Genomic DNA, 21,769 nt, shown 5'->3' on the forward strand with positions numbered 1-21,769 from the left:
TTCTCGTTTACGTTATCATTCACTTCATCAGAGATATACCAATGGCGCGTTTTAAAACTGCTCAGCCAACCCACTCGCTGCGTAAACTCGCGGTTGTAGTAGCCACGGCGGTTAGCGGCATGTCTGTCTATGCACAGGCTGCAGAAAAACCAAAAGAAGAAACCATCACCGTCACCGCAGCTCCGGCGGCTCAGGAAAGTGCCTGGGGGCCGGCGGCAACGATTGCGGCAAAGCACTCCGCGACGGCAACCAAAACGGATACGCCGATTGAGAAGACGCCACAGTCTGTTTCGGTGATTACCCGTCAAGAGATGGATATCCGTCAGCCAGCGACGGTTAAAGATGCGATGGCCTATACGCCAAGCGTTTTCTCCACCCGCGGCAGCTCATCAACTTATGATGTGGTTTCCATTCGTGGTTTTACCTCGCCGACGACGGTTAACACCAACCAGTATCTGGATGGTATGAAGCTTCAGGGCAATAACTACTCTGAAATTTCGATGGACCCGTATTTCCTGGAACGCGTTGAAGTGATGCGCGGGCCAACCTCTGTGCTGTATGGCAACAGCAACCCAGGCGGTATCGTGAGCATGGTCAGCAAGCGCCCGACCACTGAACCGCTGCGCGAAATTCAGTTCAAGATGGGCACTGATAATCTCTGGCAGACCGGTTTTGACTTTAGTGATGCTATCGATGATGCAGGCGTATGGTCTTACCGTCTGACCGGTTTAGGCCGCAGCCAGGATGCGCAGCAGGATATGGCGAAATCGAGTCGTTACGCCATTGCACCGTCTTTCAGCTGGCGCCCGGATGATAAGACAGATTTCACTTTCCTGAGTAACTTCCAGAGCGATCCGGATGCGGGTTACTACGGCTGGCTGCCGCGTGAAGGTACAGTTGTTCCTTACGTTGACGCGAACGGCAATTCCCACAAGCTGCCGACCGACTTCAATGAAGGCGAGAAAGATAACAAAATGCAGCGCCGCCAGCAGATGGTGGGCTACAGCTTCTCTCACGAGTTCAACGATACCTTCACCGTGCGCCAGAACCTGCGCTACGATCAAGTGAAAACTCTCTACCGTTCGGTATATGGTTATGGCTATATCAATCCTGGCCAGATCCAGCGCAAGTATGTGCGCTCTGACGAGAACCTCAATGCCTTCACTGTTGATACGCAGTTGCAGTCCAACTTCGCCACGGGCGATGTTGATCATACGCTGCTGACTGGCGTTGACTATTCTCGCATGCGTAACGATGTCGATGCGCTGTATGGCGATGCCAGTGCCCTGGATATGAGTAATCCGCAGTATGGCAATCCTGACGTCAAGATTACGTCTCACTATGCCGTACTTAACCGTATGGAGCAGACTGGTCTGTATGCGCAGGATCAGATGGAGTGGAATAAATGGGTGCTGACGTTGGGCGGTCGTTATGACTATGCGATGGCTTCAACCCTGACCCGCTCCAGCAGCTCTCTGGCGCAGAATCACGACCAGCAGTTCACTTGGCGTGGTGGTTTGAACTATCTGTTTGATAATGGTATTTCCCCGTATTTCAGCTATAGCGAATCTTTCGAACCGACTTCTGGCTCGACCAAAGAAGGTAAGCCATTCGATCCTTCTCGTGGTAAGCAGTATGAAGCTGGCGTGAAGTACGTACCTAAAGATATGCCAGTCGTGTTGACCGCAGCGGTATATCAGTTAACCAAGAATAAGAACCTGACCTCCGATCCGAATGATACTACAGGCTGGTATAGCGTTCAGACTGGGGAAATTCGCTCTCGTGGTATTGAATTAGAAGCGAAAGCAGCGGTTAACGAAAATATTAATGTGACGGCTGCCTATAGCTATACCGATGCCGAATACACTGAAGATACAACCTTCAATGGTCAGCGTCCGGCAGAAGTACCACGTAATCAGGCATCTCTGTGGACTGACTACACCTTCTACGATACGGCGTTGAGTGGCCTGACCTTCGGTGCGGGTGTGCGGTATACCGGTTCAACCGTGAGCTACTACAAAAACGTGACTGCGCAGAAAAATGAAGCGTTTAACGTGGCCGGTTATACCGTAGCCGATGCAATGGTGAAATACGATCTGGGCCGCTTCGGCCTGCCGGGTTCGTCTGTTGCCGTTAACGTCAATAACCTGTTCAACCGCGAATACGTCTCCAGCTGCTATAGCGAATATGCATGCTACTGGGGCGCAGAGCGTCAGGTTGTTGCTACCGCAACGTTCCGTTTCTAACCACCTCCAGGGCGCGGATTTTCCGCGCCCTTTAACATGTTGACGGTTATGCAGGACAACACAACTCATTCTGATACGACCTTTTCTCTGGAACAGGTCGTTTTTCGCGTTCCAGGCCGTACGCTTCTTCATCCTCTTTCCTTAACTTTTCCTGCGGGCAAAGTGACCGGTCTTATCGGTCATAACGGCTCGGGCAAATCCACGCTGCTGAAAATGCTTGGCCGCCATCAGCCGCCGTCGGAAGGGGAGATTCTGCTCGACGGTCAGCCCCTGGCGAGCTGGAACAGCAAAGCGTTTGCCCGTAAGGTCGCTTATTTACCGCAGCAGCTGCCGCCCGCAGAAGGGATGACCGTACGTGAACTGGTGGCAATTGGTCGCTACCCGTGGCACGGCGCGCTGGGACGTTTTGGCGTGGCTGACAGAGAGAAGGTGGAAGAAGCGATTTCGCTGGTTGGCCTAAAACCGCTGGCGCATCGCCTGGTGGACAGCCTCTCCGGCGGCGAACGTCAGCGTGCGTGGATAGCCATGCTGGTGGCGCAAGACAGTCGCTGTCTGTTGCTCGATGAACCGACTTCGGCGCTGGATATTGCTCATCAGGTAGATGTGCTAGCGCTGGTGCATCGCCTGAGCCAGCAGCGCGGTCTGACGGTCGTTGCTGTCCTGCACGATATTAATATGGCGGCGCGCTACTGCGATTATCTGGTGGCGCTTCGCGGCGGTGAAATGATTGCTCAGGGAACGCCGGATGAACTGATGCGCAGCGACACGCTGGAGCAGATTTATGGCATTCCAATGGGCATTCTGCCGCATCCAGCCGGTGCTGCACCGGTAAGTTTTGTCTATTGATGACTGATTCGAATTTGATAAGCCGTCGCCGTTTTCTGGCGGCGATGGCACTCTCGCCGCTGCTCTGGCAGATGCAAAAAGCGCAGGCTGCGCCGGTGAATGCCGAACGTATCGTGGCGCTGGAGTGGCTGCCCGTCGAGCTGATGCTGGCGCTGGGCGTAACGCCCTACGGCGTGGCGGATATCCCCAACTACCGCATGTGGGTCAACGAGCCGGTGCTGCCGGACTCGGTGATTGACGTCGGGCTGCGTACCGAACCTAATCTTGAACTGTTGACCCAAATGAAGCCCTCTATGCTGGTCTGGTCCGCAGGTTATGGTCCTTCACCGAAGATCCTCGCGCGAATTGCACCGGGCCGAAGCTTTGCCTTCAGCGATGGCAAACAGCCGCTGGAGCAGGCGCGCCGCTCGCTGCTGGAAATGGCAGACCTGCTCAACAAGCAGGATGTGGCCCATCGTCATCTGGCGGCGTTTGATGCCTATATCGATAGCCTGAAGCCACGTTTTGCACAGCGCGGCGAACGCCCTCTGCTGATGATGTCGCTGCTCGATTCTCGCCATATGCTGGTGTTTGGCCCGAACTGCCTATTCCAGGAGATTCTCGACCGTCTGGGTGTGAAAAACGCCTGGCAGGGTGAAACTAATTTTTGGGGCAGCACGGTGGTCGGTATCGACAGGCTGGCGGCGTACAAAGACGTGGACGTTCTCTGCTTTGATCACGGCAATGAGGCTGATATGCGCCGCCTGGCCGCCACGCCGTTATGGCAGGCGATGCCGTTTGTGCGCGCCAACCGCGTGCAGAACGTCCCGGCGGTGTGGTTCTATGGTGCGACGCTGTCGGCGATGAACTTCGCTCGCATCCTCGACAATGCATTAGGAGGTCAAGCGTGAAAACGACCCGCTCTCCTTTTGCCTCTGTGTTGCTGCTGGCGCTATTTATCCTCGCGCTGGCGCTGACCTGGTTTAACTTCAACCTGGCGCTGCCCAACGCGCTTTGGTTCCAGGCAATGCGTCAGCCGGATATCAACGCCATTGACCAGATGCTATTCCACTACAGCCTATTGCCTCGTCTGGCCATCTCCCTATTGGTGGGGGCGGGTCTGGGGCTGGTGGGCGTTCTGTTCCAGCAGGTGCTGCGTAACCCGCTGGCTGAGCCAACGACGCTTGGCGTGGCAACCGGTGCCCAACTGGGGATGACGATAACCACGCTGTGGGCGATACCGGGCGTGCTGACTTCGCAGTTTGCCGCCCTGGCGGGTGCCTGTATCGTGGGCGCGCTAGTGTTTGGCGTGGCGTGGGGTAAACGTCTCTCGCCGGTGACGCTGATTCTGGCCGGGCTGGTGGTGAGCCTGTACTGCGGCGCAATCAACCAGCTGATGGTGATTTTCCATCACGACCAGCTGCAAAGCATGTTCCTGTGGAGCACCGGGACGCTGACGCAAACCGACTGGAGCGTGGTACAGCGTCTGTGGCCACAGCTGTTGGGCGGCGTGATGCTGACGCTGCTGCTGCTGCGCCCGTTAACGTTGATGGGCCTGGATGACGGCGTGGCGCGCAACCTGGGGCTGGCGCTGTCGCTGGCACGTCTGGGCGCGCTGACGCTGGCTATCGTTATCAGTGCGTTCCTCGTCAATGCGGTGGGGATTATTGGCTTTATCGGCCTGTTTGCGCCGCTGCTGGCGAAGATGCTCGGCGCACGACGTTTGCTTTCCCGACTGATGCTGGCACCGCTGATTGGTGCGCTGATTCTGTGGCTTTCTGACCAGCTTATTCTCTGGCTCACCCGCGTGTGGATGGAAGTCTCTACCGGCTCCGTGACCGCGCTGATTGGCGCACCGCTGTTGCTTTGGCTGTTACCTCGACTGCGTAGCATGAGCGCACCGTCAATGAACGCCAGCGATAGCGTGGCAAATGAACGTCAGAACGTGCAGTGGTTTGCGCTGGGCGGTTTGGTGATTCTGCTGGCGGCGATGTTCGTTGCCCTGTCGCTGGGGCGCGATGCGCACAGTTGGCACTGGGCGAGCGGTACGCTGCTTGACGAGCTGGCGCAGTGGCGCTGGCCGCGCATTGCGTCGGCATTGATTGCGGGTGTGATGCTGGCGGTGGCGGGCTGCATTATTCAGCGCTTAACGGGTAACCCGATGGCGAGCCCGGAAGTGCTGGGGATAAGCTCCGGTGCGGCGTTCGGCGTGGTCTTGATGTTGTTTGTGGTGCCGGGCAACGCGTTTGGTTGGCTGCTACCCGCGGGGAGTCTGGGGGCGGCGGTGACGCTGCTGATTATCTTGATTGCCGCCGGGCGCGGTGGATTTTCGCCGCATCGCATGCTGCTGGCGGGGATGGCGCTCAGTACCGCATTTACTATGCTGCTGATGATGCTGCAAGCGAGCGGTGACCCGCGCATGGCGCAGATCCTGACGTGGATCTCCGGTTCAACCTATAACGCGACCGGTGAGCAGGTGGTGCAGTCGGCTATCGCGATGGTGATTTTACTGCTGCTGGTGCCGCTGTGCCGTCGCTGGTTAACCATTCTGCCGCTGGGCGGTGAGACGGCGCGGTCTATCGGGATGGCGCTCTCTCCGGCACGTATCGGCCTGCTGCTGCTGGCAGCGTGCCTGACGGCGGCGGCCACGCTGACCATCGGGCCGCTAAGCTTTGTTGGGCTGATGGCGCCGCATATTGCGCGCATGATGGGCTTCCGTCGTACGATGCCGCATATTGTGATTTCCGCGCTGATCGGGGGACTGATGCTGGTGTTTGCCGACTGGTGTGGACGCATGCTGATGTTCCCGTATCAGGTGCCAGCAGGGCTGCTGTCGACCTTTATCGGTGCGCCGTACTTTATCTATCTGCTGAGAAAGCAGAGTCGTTAAAAAGCCGGATGGCGCATGCGCTTATCCGGCCTACAGATTATGCGATTCACGTAGGCCGGGTAAGGCGAAGCCGCCACCCGGCATGTGTCGCTGAATTACAGCTTCGCAAACACCCGACGCGCCGCATCAATGGTGTTATTGATGTCTTCTTCGCTGTGGGCGATGGACATAAAGCCCGCCTCAAACGCCGACGGTGCCAGGTACACGCCTTCATCCAGCATCAGATGGAAGAAACGCTTAAAGCGCTCAACGTCGCACTTCAGCACGTCCTGATAGCAGGTGACTTCTTTACCCTCGGTAAAGAAGATCCCGAACATCCCGCCCACGTTGTTCACCACCAGTGGAATACCGGTCTCTTGCGCGGCATCCAGCAGTCCTTGTGCCAGTTGGTTGGTCAGATCGGTCAGCGTTTCATGTACGCCCGGCTGTGCCACTTCGGTCAGGCAAGCAAAGCCCGCTGCCATCGCGATTGGGTTACCGGAAAGCGTACCGGCCTGGTACACCGGGCCCGTTGGTGCCAGCGCGTCCATCACGTCGCGACGGCCACCGAAAGCGCCCACCGGCATACCGCCGCCGATGATTTTGCCAAGGCAGGTCAGATCCGGCACCACGTCGTAGTAGGACTGTGCCCCTGCCAGCGCCACGCGGAAGCCGGTCATTACTTCATCGATGATCAGCAGCGCGCCAAACTCGTCGCACAGCGCGCGCAGGCCCGGCAGGAAATCAGCCTGCGGTGGAATGCAGTTCATGTTACCGGCAACCGGTTCAACGATGATGCAGGCAATCTCCTGTGGGAACTGCTCGAACGCGGCGCGCACGGAAGCCAGATCGTTATAAGTACAGGTGAGGGTGTGCTTAGCGAAGTCCGCCGGTACGCCCGGTGAATTTGGCTGGCCGAGGGTCAGCGCGCCGGAACCTGCTTTCACCAGCAGGCAGTCGGCGTGGCCGTGGTAGCAGCCTTCGAATTTGATGATTTTGTCACGGCCGGTGAAACCGCGCGCCAGACGGATGGCGCTCATGGTGGCTTCGGTACCGGAGTTCACCATACGCACCATGTCCATGGTTGGCACCAGTTCGGTCACCAGCTTCGCCATGGTCACTTCCATTTCGGTTGGTGCGCCGAAGCTCAGGCCGCGCTCTGCCGCTTCAATCACCGCATTGCGGATGGCAGGGTGGTTATGACCCAGCACCATCGGCCCCCAGGAACCGACATAATCGATATAGGCTTTGCCATCCACGTCGTACAGATAGGCACCGTCCGCACGCTCGATAAACAGCGGCGTACCGCCGACACCGGTGAAAGCACGTACCGGTGAGTTGACCCCGCCAGGGATAAGTTCACGCGCTGCGCTATAGAGGTTTTCAGATTTGCTCATTGCCAGGATCCTGGTTCGTGAAAAATGTTTTGTCCGCTATTCTAAATTATTCCACAGAAGTTATGAAATTTTTGCCTGATTGCAACAAAGCACTCGTAGCGTAATTTTTTCGCGACGTAGCGCACAGGCTTGGGTAAAATGCCCTCCCTTCCTATTTGTATTACCAATTAGTGATGACGGTATGAAAGCAGAAATACCCCCTTTAGAGGCACAGCGGATAGTGCATAAACGTCGCCGCGATGTGGTGCGTAAATTACTGAACCGCGATAAAACACCGCTGATGGTGCTGCTGATGTCCGCCGTAGTCGGCACGCTTGTTGGGGTGGTTGGCGTGGCATTTGAACATGCGGTGAACTGGGTGCTGAACGTGCGTATCGGTACGTTGGTGCAGGTTGCCGACCACTGGTATCTGGTCTGGCCGCTGGCGTTTATCCTGTCGGCGCTGCTGGCCATGTTCGGCTACTGGCTGATGCGACGCTTTGCGCCGGAAGCGGGCGGTTCGGGCATCCCGGAAATTGAAGGCGCGCTTGAAGACCTGCGCCCGGTTCGCTGGTGGCGCGTGCTGCCGGTGAAATTCTTTGGCGGCTTGGGGACGCTCGGCTCGGGCATGGTGCTTGGACGCGAAGGTCCAACGGTCCAGATTGGTGGGAATATCGGGCGCATGGTAGGCGATATCTTCCGCCAGCGCGGCGAAGAATCGCGCCACACCTTACTGGCAACCGGCGCGGCAGCGGGGCTGTCGGCGGCGTTTAACGCGCCGCTTGCGGGGATCCTCTTTATTATTGAAGAGATGCGCCCGCAGTTCCGCTACAGCCTTATCTCCATTAAAGCGGTGTTTACCGGCGTTATTATGTCGAGCATCGTGTTCCGTATCTTCAACGGCGAAACGCCGGTGATTGAAGTCGGCAAACTGAGCAATGCGCCGGTTAACACGCTGTGGCTTTATCTGGTATTGGGTGTGATTTTTGGCTGTGTTGGCCCGCTGTTTAATACCCTGGTGCTGAAAACACAGGATATGTTTTTCCGTATTCATGGCGGCAATACGAAAAAATGGGTGTTGATTGGTGGTCTGATTGGCGGTGGCTGTGGTGTGCTGGGGCTGTTTCAGTCGGCGGCGGCGGGCGGTGGTTTTAACCTGATTCCGATTGCGGCGGCGGGCAACTTTACCGTCGGAACGCTGCTGTTTCTGTTTGTGGCTCGTGTTATCACCACGCTCTTGTGCTTCTCTTCCGGTGCGCCGGGCGGTATTTTCGCGCCGATGCTGGCGCTGGGCACCTTGCTGGGCACGGCCTTTGGTGTGGCGGCGATGCATCTCTTTCCTGCCTACAATCTGGATGCGGGGACCTTTGCTATCGCCGGAATGGGCGCGCTGTTGGCGGCTTCTGTGCGTGCGCCGCTCACCGGGATTGTGCTGGTGCTGGAGATGACCGACAATTATCAGCTCATTTTGCCAATGATTATTACCGGGCTCGGTGCCACGCTATTAGCGCAGTTCCTCGGCGGACAACCGCTCTACGCCACGATTCTGGCGCGCACCCTGGCGAAGCAGGAGGCCGAGCAAGAGGCGAAAGCCAGGCAGTCGGCCCCGGAGAATACTTGAACGATTTACTAGGGTATTAGATAATGGCCAAAAGAGTCGGGTTATTATTTGCCCAGACCCGCTGTATTAATGGGAGCAAAAAATGAGTGATGACGTAGTGCTGCCGCTGGAGTTTACCGACGCCGCAGCCAAAAAAGTAAAAGTCCTGATTGCGGATGAAGAGAATCCAAACCTGAAGCTGCGTGTGTACATCACGGGCGGCGGTTGCAGCGGCTTCCAGTATGGCTTTACCTTTGATGATCAGATCAACGAAGGCGACATGACCATCGAGAAACAGGGCGTAGGCCTGGTGGTCGACCCGATGAGCCTGCAGTATCTGGTAGGCGGTTCGGTGGATTACACCGAAGGTCTGGAAGGTTCTCGCTTTATCGTAACCAACCCAAATGCAACCAGCACCTGCGGCTGCGGTTCTTCCTTCAGCATCTAAGCTTGCTGACCAGATAAATGAAAAAGCCCACCGAATGGTGGGCTTTTTTTGTATTTCTTGTAGCCCGGACGAGGTGCGCTAGCGTCGACTCCGGGGCATCCCCATCGGCTCTGTGCTTGGCCGGGCTACACAGGTTTAACGCCCGTTATCGTCCAGAGCAAAGGTCGGCAACTTCAGATGCCAGCGAATGGCCGCCAGGCGAATGGCCAGCGTCACCACCATTCCCATCATGCTGGCGTTTTCCAGCGGTACCTGGAAAGTGTAATAGGCGGTGGCGTGCACAATCCCGCCGATAATACAGGCGGTGGCATAGATTTCTGTTCGTAGAATCATCGGCACTTCACGTGCCAGTACGTCGCGGATTATCCCGCCACCCACGCCGGTGACCACGCCCATGCAGACGGCGACCAGCGGCCCAGAGTGGGCGAGAAACGCTTTGTTCACGCCGATACCAACAAACACGGCGAGCCCCACGGCATCGAGCACCGGCAGCACCCATTTGGGCAGGCGGCGCGGCTGACGCACCAGAACAATCGTGAGCATACTGGTCACCATCGCCACCACCAGGTCTGTGGGATCTTTCACCCAGAATACCGGGCCGTTGGCCAGCGCCATATCGCGAATGGTCCCACCACCGACGGCGGTAACGACTCCCAGTACCAATACGCCAAAAGGGTCCATCCGTAGCTTTCCCGCCAGCAGTACGCCGGAGACCGCGAAAACGATGGTGCCTACAATATCCAGCCAATAGACAAGCATGACCAATTACCCGATTAATTAACCTGCGACAGCGCAGTACAGAGTTGTTTTGCGGCGAGGATAATACGTGGGCTCGCGCGTTCAAACCAGTCACTATTGAGGGGAATAATCGGGATTGTGAGCTGGCTTGCCCAGTACTGCTGGATTTTCGGAATCTGACCTACATCGCCGGCCGCGACAATCACCTGCGGCTTACGCATCAGCACCTGTTCGCGACTTACCTGAGGCCAGGCTACCCGGCTGTCGGCAAAGATGTTTTGACCGCCGCAGATTTCCAGCACCTGGTTCTGAATGGCGCTTTTGTTGCTGGTGAAAATAGGGTTAAAGCCAAACTGCATAAAGACCCGTTTTTTCGGCTTACTAGCGTACTGCGCCTTTAGCTGTGCGTAGTCGCTCAGCAGCGCGGTGGCCGCCTGCTCGGCTTTCTCCGGGTGTGGACTCCATTTCGCCAGTTGGCGAAGCGTCGCGGCAATTTCTTCAATACTGTGCGTATCAACCCACAGGACGGTAATACCCAGCGAACGCAGTTGGTTGACCTGGCGTTCGGCGTTGCCTTCTTTCCACGCTAATACGACGTCCGGGTGCAGCGCGACTATACGTTCAAGGTTAATCCCTTGCCAGGAGGCGACTTGTTCTATCTCTTTTGCGGCGGCGGGGTAGTCAGACCAGGCGCTGACGCCAACGGGCGTGATCCCGGCGGCAAAGGCCAGTTCGGTATTCGCAGGGGATAGGGTGATAACCCGCGGCGCGGCGAAAAGCCACGCCGGGGTGCTAAGCAGCAGGGCAAGTAGCCCTGTTATCAGCCGCTTAGCCACGCGCCAGTTTCTGTACCAGCGTTTCGACCATCAGGGTCGACTGCTTCGCGGCAACGGCCAGGAACTCTTCGAAGCTCAGGTGAGACTGCTGATCGGCAACGTCGGAAATCGCGCGAACGACTACGAACGGCACGCCAAAGTTGTGGCAAACGTGGGCAATAGCCGTGGCTTCCATCTCTACGGCAATGGCCTGCGGGAAGTTGTGACGGATTTTCGCCAGCGCGACGGAGCCGTTGATGAAGGCATCACCGCTGACGATCAGGCCGCGCACGGCGTTCAGGTCGAGGGATTTGATGCACGCTTCAGCGGCGGCAATCAGTTTGTCGTCGGCTTTAAACGCCGCAGGGCAACCTGCCATCTGGCCAATTTCGTAGCCGAATGCGGTAACGTCGGCATCGTGGTAGCGCGCTTCGTCAGAAACCACGATATCGCCCACTTTCAGCGTTGGCGCAAGGCCGCCCGCAGAGCCGGTGTTGATAATCACGTCTGGCTGGCAGCGCTCCAGCAGCAGCGCAGCACCCATTGCGGCGGCAACTTTACCAATGCCGGACTTCAGTAACGCGACATCTACGCCGTTCAGCTGACCCGTGTAGATTTCGCTACCGCCGATGGTGATAGTCTGACGATTTTCGATTTTGTCACGCAGCAGCGTAACTTCTTCTTCCATTGCGCCAATAATGCCGATTTTCATAGATTTACTCGCGATGTGCCATGTTTAAAGGCATAGTCTATCATGCGGTTCAGGGGAAGCGCATTGCTTGCGACGGAGAGGCTATGACTAAGATTGATTTTCGCAATAAAATTAACTGGCGTCGGCGCTATCGTTCACCGCAGGGTGTCAGCTCCGAACATGAGATTCTGCGCATTTTTGAAAGCGATCGCGGGCGCATTATCAACTCACCGGCGATACGTCGCTTGCAGCAGAAAACGCAGGTGTTTCCGCTGGAGCGTAACGCGGCTGTCCGTACCCGCCTCACGCACTCGATGGAAGTCCAGCAGGTGGGGCGTTACATCGCCAAAGAGATACTGAGCCGCTTAAAAGAGAAAAAGCTGCTGGAAGTTTACGGGCTGGATGACTTGACCGGGCCGTTTGAAAGTATCGTAGAGATGGCCTGCCTGATGCACGATATCGGCAACCCGCCGTTTGGTCATTTTGGTGAAGCGGCAATCAACGACTGGTTTAGTCAGCGACTGGCCCCGAAAGATGCGCTGAGTCAGCCATTAAGCCATGATCGCTGTGAAGTTGCTGACCTGCGGTTGAGAGAGGGCGAAGAGACGCTCAATACGCTGCGCAGTAAAGTGCGTCAGGACCTGTGCCATTTTGAAGGGAACGCGCAGGGGATCCGCCTGGTACATACCCTGATGCGCATGAACCTGACCTGGGCGCAGGTGGGGTGTATCTTAAAATATACGCGCCCGGCCTGGTGGGCGACAGAGACCCCGGCGACGCACAGCTATTTAATGAAAAAGCCCGGTTACTACCTGGCGGAAGAGCCCTATATTGAACGTTTACGTAAAGAACTGGATTTAGCTCCTTACAATCGCTTCCCATTAACCTGGATTATGGAAGCAGCGGATGATATTTCTTATTGTGTGGCTGACCTCGAAGATGCGGTGGAAAAACGCGTCTTCAGCGTTGAGCAGTTGTATCAGCATTTATATGACGCCTGGCCGGAGCATAACAAAGGCTCGTTGTTTGCTCAGGTCGTCGAAAATGCGTGGGATAAATCCCGTTCAAACTCATTAAGCCGTAGCACAGAAGATCAGTTCTTTATGTATTTGCGGGTGAATACATTAAATAAACTGGTGCCTTATGCGGCACAGCGGTTTATTGAAAATCTTCCGAAGATTTATCAGGGTGATTTTAACCATGCGCTGCTGGAAGATGACAGTAGCTACAGCCAATTGCTGAAGCTATATAAGAATGTTGCAAGAAAACATGTGTTTAGCCATCCAGAGGTTGAGCAACTTGAACTCCAGGGGTACCGGGTGATTGGCGGGTTATTGGATATATACGCGCCTTTGCTTAAATTATCCTTAAGCGATTTTAGTGCGCTGGCAGAACAAGAACGCGTGCGCCACTTGCCTATCGAATCCCGGCTATTTTGCAAGCTCTCAACGCGCCATCGTTTAGCTTACGTTGAGGCAGTAAATAAACTTTCTCGTGATTCCGTCGATTTTCCGGTAATGGAATATTATTATCGTTGTCGCCTGCTTCAGGATTATATCAGCGGGATGACGGATCTCTACGCATGGGATGAATATCGTCGCTTGATGGCGGTAGAATAATCAGAAGTTTTGTAAAGACGCTCAATAAATTTTTACTTTTAGCTGATGCAGTTGCACGGAACTTAGTGCCATAAAGTGAATCTGATAGTCACGAACATAGCAATTTTGCGTAATCTGATATTGAGATTGAAACACATGAAAAAAACCACGTTAGCAATGAGTGCACTGGCTCTTAGTTTAAGTCTGGCTCTGTCTCCGTTGTCCGCTAGCGCGGCCGAGACGGCATCTTCCTCCGCATCCGCTGCGCAGCCAATGCCAAGTCTGGCACCGATGCTGGAAAAGGTGATGCCGTCTGTCGTCAGCATTAATGTTGAGGGCAGCACAACGGTAAACACGCCGCGTATGGGACGTAACTTCCAGCAGTTCTTCGGCGACAACTCGCCGTTCTGCCAGGACGGTTCCCCGTTCCAGAGCTCCCCGTTCTGTCAGGGCGGCGCGGGCCCGGATGGCGGCAATCAGCCGCAGCAGCAACAGAAATTTATGGCCCTCGGTTCTGGTGTCGTGATTGACGCCGCGAAAGGCTACGTCGTCACTAACAACCACGTGGTGGATAACGCCAATTCCATTAAGGTTCAGCTGAGTGACGGCCGTAAGTTTGACGCGAAAGTGGTGGGTAAAGACCCGCGTTCCGACATTGCGCTGATTCAGATTCAGGATCCGAAAAACCTGACGGCGATTAAGCTGGCGGACTCTGACGCTCTGCGCGTTGGTGACTACACCGTGGCTATCGGTAACCCGTTTGGTCTGGGTGAAACCGTGACTTCCGGTATCGTCTCCGCGCTGGGTCGTAGCGGCCTGAACGTTGAAAACTACGAAAACTTTATCCAGACCGATGCGGCCATTAACCGCGGTAACTCCGGCGGTGCGCTGGTGAACCTGAACGGCGAGCTTATCGGTATTAACACCGCTATCCTCGCACCGGACGGCGGTAACATCGGTATCGGCTTCGCCATCCCGAGCAACATGGTGAAAAACCTGACCGACCAGATGGTGAAATTTGGTCAGGTGAAACGCGGTGAGCTGGGCATTATGGGGACCGAACTGAACTCCGAGCTGGCGAAAGCGATGAAGGTCGACGCTCAGCGCGGTGCTTTCGTAAGCCAGGTCATGCCGAACTCTTCAGCGGCGAAAGCCGGGATTAAAGCCGGTGACGTGATTACCTCACTGAACGGTAAGGCGATCAGCAGCTTCGCGGCACTTCGTGCGCAGGTCGGCACCATGCCGGTAGGCAGCAAAATCAGCCTTGGCCTGCTGCGTGACGGTAAGCCGGTAACGGTAGAACTGGAACTTCAGCAGAGCAGCCAGACCCAGGTTGACTCCAGCTCTATCTTCAGCGGTATCGAAGGGGCTGAAATGAGCAACAAAGGTCAGGACAAAGGCGTGGTGGTGAATACCGTGAAAGCGGGTTCTCCGGCAGCGCAGATTGGCCTGAAGAAAGGGGACATTATCGTGGGCGCTAACCAGCAGGCGGTGAAAAACATCGCTGAGCTGCGCAAAATCCTCGATAGTAAACCTTCCGTACTGGCGCTGAACATCCAGCGTGGCGATAGCTCCATCTACCTGCTGATGCAGTAATCGTGACCTCAACCCTTTCCCCGCCCGGGGAAAGGGTTTTTCCCTTCGTAATGTGAAGCACCCCACAACTCCATAGTTCTCAACCGTGCTTTGTGCATTTGCACAGTGCGGCGCTTTTGTATCTTTCTTATCATGTAACCTGCTCATAGGAGGGGTTCATGGCTAGCTGGCATCTTGATACTAAAATGGCGCAGGATATCGTGGCGCGCACCATGCGCATTATCGATACCAATATTAACGTAATGGATGCCCGCGGGCGCATTATCGGCAGCGGCGATCGTGAGCGTATTGGGGAATTGCACGAAGGCGCGCTGCTGGTGCTCTCTCAAGGGCGCGTGGTGGACATCGACGATGCCGTTGCCCGACACCTGCATGGGGTGCGTCAGGGGATTAACCTGCCGCTGCGCCTGGAAGGCGAGATTGTCGGCGTTATTGGCCTGACCGGAGAGCCGGAAACGCTGCGTAAATACGGCGAGCTGGTGTGCATGACGGCGGAGATGATGCTGGAACAGTCTCGTCTGATGCACCTGCTGGCGCAGGATAGCCGCCTGCGTGAAGAGCTGGTGATGAACCTGATTCAAGCCGAAGAGAACACCCCGGCGCTGACCGAATGGGCGCAGCGACTGGGCATTGACCTCAATCAGCCGCGTGTGGCGGCGGTGGTGGAAGTCGACAGCGGGCAGTTGGGCGTTGACAGCGCGATGGCTGAGCTTCAGCAGCTGCAAAATGCGCTGACGACGCCAGAGCGTAATAACCTGATTGCGATAGTCTCGCTGACCGAAATGGTGGTGTTGAAACCGGCGCTCAACCAGTTTGGACGCTGGGATGCAGAAGATCACCAGAAGCGAGTAGAACAGCTGATTTCCCGCATGAAAGAGAATGGGCATCTGCGTTTTCGCGTGGCGCTCGGCAACTACTTTACCGGGCCGGGCAGTATCGCCCGCTCCTACCGTACGGCGCGCACCACCATGATGGTGGGTAAACAGCGCATGCCGGAGAGCCGTAGCTATTTTTACCAGGATTTGATGCTGCCAGTACTGCTCGACAGCCTACGCGGTGGCTGGCAGGCCAACGAGCTGTCGCGTCCGCTGATGCGTCTGAAGGCGATGGATAATAATGGCCTGCTGCGTCGGACGTTGACGGCATGGTTTCGCAACAACGTGCAGCCGCTGGCGACCTCAAAGGCGCTGTTTATTCACCGTAATACGCTGGAGTATCGATTGAACCGAATTTCGGAGCTGACCGGGCTGGATTTGGGGAATTTCGACGACAGGCTGCTGCTGTATATTGCGTTGCAGTTGGATGAACAACGATGAGCTAATGGAACCCGGGGTCGCTTGCGCTCGCCCGGGAAGACAAACCGCATAAAACTTACTTATTGCGGGTCAACTTCTCCAGATCGGCTTCAATTTCGCTGATCTTGTTGGTAACGACGCTTTCGAGATGGCGCAGATCGTCAAGGATCTTACGCTTAAGATCGACTTCCGTACGATCGCGCTGGCAGATTTGGTCCAGCTCATCAATCACGTAGCGCAGGTTTGGGCTTATCTCCTGCACTTCCTTGAAACCCTGACCATCACCGGCGATGGTTTTACGCTGGCGTGGATATTTGAACTTCACGCTCTTGGCGAAAAACTCACCCTTGTCCTTCTGGAAATAGATTTTCAGGATATCGTTGTTGGCTTCCTGCCGGAGGCTGTAACGATCGATTTCATCGGGATTGGTAATCCCCAGGCTTTTCAAATTATCGTACATAGCGGTACCCCTGATCTAAATTAACTATTGAATAATTAACGAAAAAATCTATTTCCGCCAGCTTACGAATAAAAAAAAGCGGGGTTGCCCCCGCTTTTTCGCATCTTATTAATCGATAGTACGCAGTAGCTCGTTGATGCCCACTTTACCGCGGGTTTTGGCATCCACTTTTTTCACAATCACCGCGCAGTACAGGCTGTACTTGCCGTCTTTGGATGGCAGGTTGCCGGAAACGACAACGGAGCCTGCCGGTACGCGACCATAGAAGACTTCGCCGGTTTCGCGGTCGTAGATTTTGGTGCTCTGACCCAGGTACACGCCCATGGAGATTACGGAACCTTCTTCTACGATAACGCCTTCAACGACTTCAGAGCGTGCGCCGATGAAGCAGTTGTCTTCGATGATGGTTGGGTTAGCCTGCAGTGGTTCCAGAACGCCACCGATGCCGACGCCGCCGGACAGGTGAACGTTTTTACCGATCTGCGCGCAAGAACCGACGGTCGCCCAGGTATCCACCATGGAGCCTTCGTCAACGTAAGCACCGATGTTCACATAGGATGGCATCAGTACGGTGTTGCGAGCGATGAATGCGCCCTGACGAACCGCAGCCGGTGGCACTACGCGGAAACCTTCTTTCTGGAAACGCGCTTCGTCGTAGTCAGCGAATTTCATTGGTACTTTATCGAAGTAGCGGCTTTCCGCACCGTCGATAACCTGGTTATCGTTAATACGGAAAGAGAGCAGAACCGCTTTCTTCAGCCACTGGTGAGTTACCCACTGACCGTCAATCTTTTCAGCGACACGCAGCGCGCCGGAATCCAGCAGGGAAATCACCTGGTTAACCGCTTCGCGGGTTACGGTATCCACATTTGCCGGCGTGATGTCGGCGCGACGCTCAAAAGCGGACTCAATAACGTTCTGTAATTGCTGCATTGTTTCTCTTTCCATTTACTTAAAAAAAATACGTCACCCTTTATCGTTTGGATTGAGGGCTGCTGTCAACCGTTGTTGCACTTCTTGTTGGAGCACATTATTAAGCGCACGCCGGTCGGCGGTGGCGATTATAAATAAATCTTCTACTCGTTCACCAATTGTCGTAATTCTCGCCCCGTGGAGCGAGATCCCGAGGTCGGCAAACACCTGGCCGACGCGAGCGAGCAGGCCGGGCTGATCGAGGGCAATCAGTTCGAGGAACGATTTCCGGTCGGTGTGGGTTGGCAGGAAATTGACTTCGGTATCGACCGAGAAATGGCGCAGTTTTGCCGCCTGACGACGCGGCTGAGGCGGCTGCCAACTGCGTTGAGTAATTGCCTGTTCCAGCCCAAAACGAATGGCTTCATGGCGGTCACCGGAGAGCGGACTGCCGTCTGGCTCAAGTACGATAAAGGAGTCCATCGCCATGCCGTCGCGGGTGGTGAAAATCTGCGCGTCGTGCACGCTGAGGTTGCGGCGGTCGAGCTCGGCGCAAACGGCGGCAAACAGATACGGTCTGTCCGGGCTCCAGATAAAGATCTCGGTACCGCCGCGGGTGGCCTGCGGACTGAGCAAGATCATCGGCTGGGTGAGGTCGTGCTTCAACAGATGACGGGCGTGCCATGCAAGCTGGTTTGGCGTGTGGCGCACAAAATAGTTGGCGCGGCAGCGGTTCCAGATTTGGTGCAGCGTTTCCTCGTTAATGTTGTCCATACGCAGCAGCGCCAGCGCCTGCATCTGATGATGACGGACGCGTTCGCGCATATCCGGCGTGTTCTGCATCCCCCGACGCAGCTGTTTTTCGGTGGCGAAGTAGAGCTCGCGCAGCAGGCTCTGCTTCCAGCTATTCCACAGGGTTTCGTTAGTTGCGCAGATATCGGCGACCGTCAGGCATACCAGGAAGCGCAGACGGTGCTCGGTCTGCACCTCTTCGGCAAACTGCTTGATCACTTCGGGGTCCTGAATATCGCGGCGTTGAGCGGTGACCGACATCAGCAGATGCTGACGTACCAGCCAGGCAACTAATTGGGTTTCCCGCGAGTTCAGACCGTGTAGCTCGGCGAACTTCAGGACATCCTGCGCGCCAAGAATGGAGTGGTCGCCGCCGCGCCCTTTGGCAATATCGTGGAACAGGGCGGCAATCAGGATAAGCTCTGGATGGTTCAGCCGCGGCCAGAGATCGACGCATAGCGGGTGGCGCGAACGCGTCTCTTCATTGGCGAAGCTCTCGAGCTTCAGCAATACGCGAATGGTGTGTTCATCGACCGTGTAGGCATGGAACAGGTCAAACTGCATCTGACCGACGATATACGACCACTGCGGCATGTAGGCCCACAGTACGCTGTGGCGATGCATCGGCAGCAGGCCGCGGCTGACGGCGCCCTGGTGGCGAAGCATGCTCAGGAACAGCTCACGCGCTTCCGGGATATAGCAGAGCGGCTGGCTGAGGTGACGACGGGCATGGCGCAGATGACGTAACGTGGTCGAGTAAATACCGGTAATGCTGCTGTTACGCACCATGATGTGGAACATGCGCAGAATGGCCTGCGGCTCGCGGATGAACAAGGTGTCGTCGCGCAGGTCGATAAGCGTACCGCGCAGTTGGAAATCGTCGTCAATCGCCCGCGGCTTTTCATCTTCAGTGAGGGCGAGAATTGCTTCGTCAAACAGCTGCAGCAGCATGTGGTTCAGCTCGCCGACGCGGCGGGTGACGCGATAGAAATCCTTCATCATGTGTTCGATCGGCTGGTTGCCTTCGCCTTCGTATTTCAGGCGGCGGGCAACGCTGAGCTGGCGGTCGAACAGCAGGCGGTTGTCATAGCGGTTGAGTTCGAGGTGCAGAGCGAAGCGGATGCGCCACAGCAAGTGAAGACACTCGTTTAACTCATTGCGCTCGGCTTCAGTCAGGAAGCCGAAGCTCACCATCTCATCCATTGAGGTTGCGCCAAAGTGACGGCGAGCGACCCACTGAATGGTATGGATATCGCGCAGGCCGCCGGGGCTGCTTTTAATGTCTGGTTCGAGGTTGTAGCTGGTGCCGTGATAGCGCTGGTGGCGCGCCTCTTGTTCGGCAACTTTGGCCGGGAAGAACGTTTCTGACGGCCAGAAGCCTTCGCTGAAAATATGCTTTTGTAGTTCGAGGAACAGCGCGACGTCGCCAATCAGCAGGCGTGATTCAATCAGGTTGGTAGCGACGGTTAAGTCTGATAAGCCTTCCAGCAGGCACTCTTCTAGCGTACGTACGCTGTGGCCTACTTCTAGCTTGATATCCCACAGCAGCGTCAGCAGTTCGCCGATTTTCTGTGCCTGCTCATCGGGCAGCTTTTTGCGGCTCAGAATCAGCAGGTCAACGTCGGAAAGGGGGTGCAGCTCACCGCGACCATAGCCGCCGACGGCGACCAGCGCCGCATCCTCTATGGGACCAAAACCGTACAGCAGCCACAGGCGTTGCAGCAGTTGGTCGATAAACTCGGTGCGCGCTTCAATCAATTGCTCGGCAGAGATGCCTTCATCAAAGGCAGCGCCCAGCCAGCGCTGAAACTCATCGAGCCGGTTTTTGATATCGGTGCAGTTCAGACTGGCTTCGGGCCAATCGACCGGGTTCTCCGGCTGGCCGGGCAGGGCAGGGAGGATTGTACAAGCCAGTTCAGGTATGGAGTTACTCATAGCGCGCGCCGCCCATAAGAAAAAACTATCACCCATAAAAAAAGCCGGCATTCGCCGGCTTTCGTTATTCGTTGTGCGAGATTATCGCCGGGATGGTGTCATCCTTGCGTAACGTCAGTATTTCGCAGCCGTTGTCTGTCACCACAATAGTATGCTCGTACTGCGCAGACAAGCTTCGGTCTTTGGTTTTTACCGTCCAGCCGTCTTTCATGGTGCGGATCTCTTTCTTACCGGCGTTAACCATCGGCTCGATAGTAAAGGTCATGCCCTGTTTCAGCACCACGTCCGTTTCGCGAGAGTCGTAGTGCAGTACCTGCGGCTCTTCATGGAAGCCGCGGCCAATGCCGTGACCGCAGTATTCGCGTACCACAGAGAACCCTTCCGCTTCCACAAACTTCTGGATAGCCGCGCCAATTTCACGCAGGTTCACGCCCGGTTTCACCATTTTCAGCGCCACATACAGGCTTTCCTGAGTCACACGGCACAGACGCTCGCCCAGAATGGTTGGTTTGCCCACGATAAACATTTTGGAGGTGTCACCGTGGAACTCGTCTTTGATGACCGTGACGTCGATGTTGACGATGTCGCCATCTTTCAGGTGTTTTTCGTCATCCGGAATACCGTGGCATACCACTTCATTAATGGAGATGCAGACGGATTTCGGGAAACCGTGGTAGTTCAGGCAGGCGGAGACCGCTTTCTGCTCGTTGACGATGTAGTCGTTGCAGATGCGGTCCAGTTCGCCGGTGGTCACGCCAGGCTTCACGTACGGCTCGATCATTTCCAGCACTTCGGCGGCCAGACGGCCGGCAACGCGCATTTTTTCAATATCTTCAGGGGTCTTAATAGAAATCGCCATGGAATATGTCCATCAGTGTCGATTTTTTCGACAATAATTGAGTGTTAGTAATGTCAATGTTAACAGCCCGAGGCGCCTGGTGCCAAATTGAGAATCATTCTGAACTTCGCCTTTCGTGCCCTGCGTCGGAGATAACAACTGTTGGTATCTGCGCCGCTTTTATGGTATAAAGCGCGCCGAACTTCCGCTCATTCTTGTTTTGTCCGGAAGCGACAAATCTCACTTTGTGTAAATAACACACACGTATCGGCACATATTCCGGGGTGCCCTTCGGGGTCGGTAATATGGGATACGTGGAGGCATAACCCCAACTTAATCTATAGAGGTTTTAACCATGGCAACTGTTTCCATGCGCGACATGCTCAAGGCTGGTGTACACTTCGGTCACCAGACCCGTTACTGGAACCCGAAAATGAAGCCTTTCATCTTCGGCGCACGTAACAAAGTTCACATCATCAACCTTGAGAAAACTGTACCAATGTTCAACGAAGCTCTGGCTGAACTGAACAAGATCTCTTCTCGTAAAGGCAAAATCCTTTTCGTTGGTACTAAACGCGCTGCAAGCGAAGCTGTGAAAGATGCTGCTCTGAGCTGCGACCAGTTCTTCGTGAACCATCGCTGGCTGGGCGGTATGCTGACTAACTGGAAAACCGTTCGTCAGTCCATCAAACGTCTGAAAGATCTGGAAACTCAGTCTCAGGACGGTACTTTCGA

General features: G+C 55.6%; 18 protein-coding genes. 10 read left to right on the forward strand and 8 right to left on the reverse strand.

Annotated elements, in window-relative coordinates; translation table 11 throughout:
• The first annotated feature begins 41 nt into the window (after positions 1 to 41).
• From fhuA to fhuB, 4 genes are read left to right on the forward strand one after another with little or no spacing between them, the layout of a single operon-like run.
• Positions 42 to 2,246 carry a ferrichrome porin FhuA gene (gene fhuA / locus RDN66_RS15530; RefSeq protein WP_035891944.1) on the forward strand — a complete coding sequence of 735 codons (2,205 nt, stop codon included), beginning with the start codon at positions 42 to 44 and terminating at the stop codon, positions 2,244 to 2,246.
• Between the two features lie 48 nt (positions 2,247 to 2,294).
• Positions 2,295 to 3,092, forward strand: coding sequence for a Fe3+-hydroxamate ABC transporter ATP-binding protein FhuC (gene fhuC / locus RDN66_RS15535; protein WP_035891945.1), 798 nt, complete (start codon positions 2,295 to 2,297; stop codon positions 3,090 to 3,092).
• Positions 3,092 to 3,982, forward strand: coding sequence for a Fe(3+)-hydroxamate ABC transporter substrate-binding protein FhuD (gene fhuD / locus RDN66_RS15540; RefSeq protein WP_202216448.1), 891 nt, complete (start codon positions 3,092 to 3,094; stop codon positions 3,980 to 3,982). The genes fhuC and fhuD overlap by 1 nt, the downstream gene beginning before the upstream one ends.
• The gene (fhuB, locus tag RDN66_RS15545; protein WP_123650798.1) at positions 3,979 to 5,961 is read left to right on the forward strand and encodes a Fe(3+)-hydroxamate ABC transporter permease FhuB; all 1,983 of its coding nucleotides are present in this window, start codon (positions 3,979 to 3,981) and stop codon (positions 5,959 to 5,961) included. Before fhuD ends, fhuB begins: the two co-directional genes overlap by 4 nt.
• 95 nt (positions 5,962 to 6,056) lie before the next feature.
• Here fhuB and hemL read toward each other — a convergent pair whose 3' ends face one another.
• On the reverse strand, positions 6,057 to 7,337 hold the full coding sequence (gene hemL / locus RDN66_RS15550) for a glutamate-1-semialdehyde 2,1-aminomutase (protein WP_035891948.1): 1,281 nt from the start codon (positions 7,335 to 7,337) through the stop codon (positions 6,057 to 6,059).
• A 181-nt stretch (positions 7,338 to 7,518) separates the two neighbouring features.
• Here hemL and clcA point away from each other — a divergent pair, with 181 nt between their 5' ends.
• Both clcA and erpA read left to right on the forward strand, forming a co-directional pair.
• The gene (gene clcA, locus RDN66_RS15555; protein ID WP_035891949.1) at positions 7,519 to 8,937 is read left to right on the forward strand and encodes a H(+)/Cl(-) exchange transporter ClcA; all 1,419 of its coding nucleotides are present in this window, start codon (positions 7,519 to 7,521) and stop codon (positions 8,935 to 8,937) included.
• Positions 8,938 to 9,019: 82 nt separating this feature from the next.
• The gene (erpA, locus tag RDN66_RS15560) at positions 9,020 to 9,364 is read left to right on the forward strand and encodes an iron-sulfur cluster insertion protein ErpA (RefSeq protein ID WP_035891950.1); all 345 of its coding nucleotides are present in this window, start codon (positions 9,020 to 9,022) and stop codon (positions 9,362 to 9,364) included.
• Between the two features lie 135 nt (positions 9,365 to 9,499).
• Here erpA and RDN66_RS15565 read toward each other — a convergent pair whose 3' ends face one another.
• Genes RDN66_RS15565 through mtnN form a run of 3 tightly spaced genes read right to left on the reverse strand, consistent with a single transcriptional unit; the run spans position 9,500 to position 11,629 of the window.
• Positions 9,500 to 10,123, reverse strand: coding sequence for a TRIC cation channel family protein (locus RDN66_RS15565; protein WP_202216447.1), 624 nt, complete (start codon positions 10,121 to 10,123; stop codon positions 9,500 to 9,502).
• Between the two features lie 14 nt (positions 10,124 to 10,137).
• The gene (gene btuF, locus RDN66_RS15570) at positions 10,138 to 10,938 is read right to left on the reverse strand and encodes a vitamin B12 ABC transporter substrate-binding protein BtuF (RefSeq protein ID WP_035891952.1); all 801 of its coding nucleotides are present in this window, start codon (positions 10,936 to 10,938) and stop codon (positions 10,138 to 10,140) included.
• Positions 10,931 to 11,629 carry a 5'-methylthioadenosine/S-adenosylhomocysteine nucleosidase gene (gene mtnN, locus RDN66_RS15575; protein ID WP_035891953.1) on the reverse strand — a complete coding sequence of 233 codons (699 nt, stop codon included), beginning with the start codon at positions 11,627 to 11,629 and terminating at the stop codon, positions 10,931 to 10,933. The genes btuF and mtnN overlap by 8 nt, the downstream gene beginning before the upstream one ends.
• An 83-nt stretch (positions 11,630 to 11,712) precedes the next feature.
• Between mtnN and dgt the strand changes: the two genes are divergently transcribed.
• The 3 genes from dgt to cdaR all read left to right on the forward strand — a co-directional run bounded on the left by dgt (position 11,713) and on the right by cdaR (position 16,118).
• The gene (dgt, locus tag RDN66_RS15580) at positions 11,713 to 13,227 is read left to right on the forward strand and encodes a dGTPase (RefSeq protein ID WP_308537967.1); all 1,515 of its coding nucleotides are present in this window, start codon (positions 11,713 to 11,715) and stop codon (positions 13,225 to 13,227) included.
• 135 nt (positions 13,228 to 13,362) lie between these two features.
• Positions 13,363 to 14,802, forward strand: coding sequence for a serine endoprotease DegP (gene degP / locus RDN66_RS15585; protein WP_035891955.1), 1,440 nt, complete (start codon positions 13,363 to 13,365; stop codon positions 14,800 to 14,802).
• 158 nt (positions 14,803 to 14,960) lie between these two features.
• Positions 14,961 to 16,118 (forward strand): DNA-binding transcriptional regulator CdaR, encoded by a 1,158-nt coding sequence (gene cdaR / locus RDN66_RS15590; RefSeq protein ID WP_035891956.1) that lies wholly within the window; start codon positions 14,961 to 14,963, stop codon positions 16,116 to 16,118.
• 55 nt (positions 16,119 to 16,173) lie between these two features.
• Here the strand turns inward: cdaR and RDN66_RS15595 are convergent, their stop codons facing one another.
• The 4 genes from RDN66_RS15595 to map form a co-directional block, all read right to left on the reverse strand.
• The gene (locus RDN66_RS15595) at positions 16,174 to 16,557 is read right to left on the reverse strand and encodes a DUF3461 family protein (RefSeq protein WP_035891957.1); all 384 of its coding nucleotides are present in this window, start codon (positions 16,555 to 16,557) and stop codon (positions 16,174 to 16,176) included.
• 108 nt (positions 16,558 to 16,665) lie between these two features.
• On the reverse strand, positions 16,666 to 17,490 hold the full coding sequence (dapD, locus tag RDN66_RS15600) for a 2,3,4,5-tetrahydropyridine-2,6-dicarboxylate N-succinyltransferase (RefSeq protein ID WP_004872026.1): 825 nt from the start codon (positions 17,488 to 17,490) through the stop codon (positions 16,666 to 16,668).
• Between the two features lie 33 nt (positions 17,491 to 17,523).
• Positions 17,524 to 20,196 carry a bifunctional uridylyltransferase/uridylyl-removing protein GlnD gene (gene glnD / locus RDN66_RS15605; RefSeq protein WP_202216445.1) on the reverse strand — a complete coding sequence of 891 codons (2,673 nt, stop codon included), beginning with the start codon at positions 20,194 to 20,196 and terminating at the stop codon, positions 17,524 to 17,526.
• A gap of 64 nt (positions 20,197 to 20,260) precedes the next feature.
• Positions 20,261 to 21,055: a type I methionyl aminopeptidase gene (map, locus tag RDN66_RS15610; protein ID WP_035891958.1), complete on the reverse strand. Its 795-nt coding sequence runs from the start codon at positions 21,053 to 21,055 to the stop codon at positions 20,261 to 20,263.
• Between the two features lie 334 nt (positions 21,056 to 21,389).
• On the opposite strand from map, the gene rpsB reads away from it, so the two are divergent.
• Positions 21,390 to 21,769, forward strand: a 380-nt coding sequence (gene rpsB / locus RDN66_RS15615) for a 30S ribosomal protein S2 (RefSeq protein ID WP_308537968.1), incomplete at its 3' end; no start/stop codon positions are given.

Source organism: uncultured Kluyvera sp. (genome assembly GCF_902485085.1).
GTDB lineage: Bacteria > Pseudomonadota > Gammaproteobacteria > Enterobacterales > Enterobacteriaceae > Kluyvera > Kluyvera ascorbata.

Bases quoted from the DNA above. Each gene is read 5' to 3' on its own strand.
- fhuA (WP_035891944.1), top strand. From the start codon at position 42: ATGGCGCGTTTTAAAACTGCTCAGCCAACCCACTCGCTGCGTAAACTC.
- fhuC (WP_035891945.1), top strand. From the start codon at position 2,295: ATGCAGGACAACACAACTCATTCTGATACGACCTTTTCTCTGGAACAG.
- fhuD (WP_202216448.1), top strand. From the start codon at position 3,092: ATGACTGATTCGAATTTGATAAGCCGTCGCCGTTTTCTGGCGGCGATG.
- hemL (WP_035891948.1), bottom strand. From the start codon at position 7,337: ATGAGCAAATCTGAAAACCTCTATAGCGCAGCGCGTGAACTTATCCCT.
- clcA (WP_035891949.1), top strand. From the start codon at position 7,519: ATGAAAGCAGAAATACCCCCTTTAGAGGCACAGCGGATAGTGCATAAA.
- erpA (WP_035891950.1), top strand. From the start codon at position 9,020: ATGAGTGATGACGTAGTGCTGCCGCTGGAGTTTACCGACGCCGCAGCC.
- RDN66_RS15565 (WP_202216447.1), bottom strand. From the start codon at position 10,123: ATGCTTGTCTATTGGCTGGATATTGTAGGCACCATCGTTTTCGCGGTC.
- mtnN (WP_035891953.1), bottom strand. From the start codon at position 11,629: ATGAAAATCGGCATTATTGGCGCAATGGAAGAAGAAGTTACGCTGCTG.
- dgt (WP_308537967.1), top strand. From the start codon at position 11,713: ATGACTAAGATTGATTTTCGCAATAAAATTAACTGGCGTCGGCGCTAT.
- degP (WP_035891955.1), top strand. From the start codon at position 13,363: ATGAAAAAAACCACGTTAGCAATGAGTGCACTGGCTCTTAGTTTAAGT.
- cdaR (WP_035891956.1), top strand. From the start codon at position 14,961: ATGGCTAGCTGGCATCTTGATACTAAAATGGCGCAGGATATCGTGGCG.
- RDN66_RS15595 (WP_035891957.1), bottom strand. From the start codon at position 16,557: ATGTACGATAATTTGAAAAGCCTGGGGATTACCAATCCCGATGAAATC.
- dapD (WP_004872026.1), bottom strand. From the start codon at position 17,490: ATGCAGCAATTACAGAACGTTATTGAGTCCGCTTTTGAGCGTCGCGCC.
- glnD (WP_202216445.1), bottom strand. From the start codon at position 20,196: ATGAGTAACTCCATACCTGAACTGGCTTGTACAATCCTCCCTGCCCTG.
- map (WP_035891958.1), bottom strand. From the start codon at position 21,055: ATGGCGATTTCTATTAAGACCCCTGAAGATATTGAAAAAATGCGCGTT.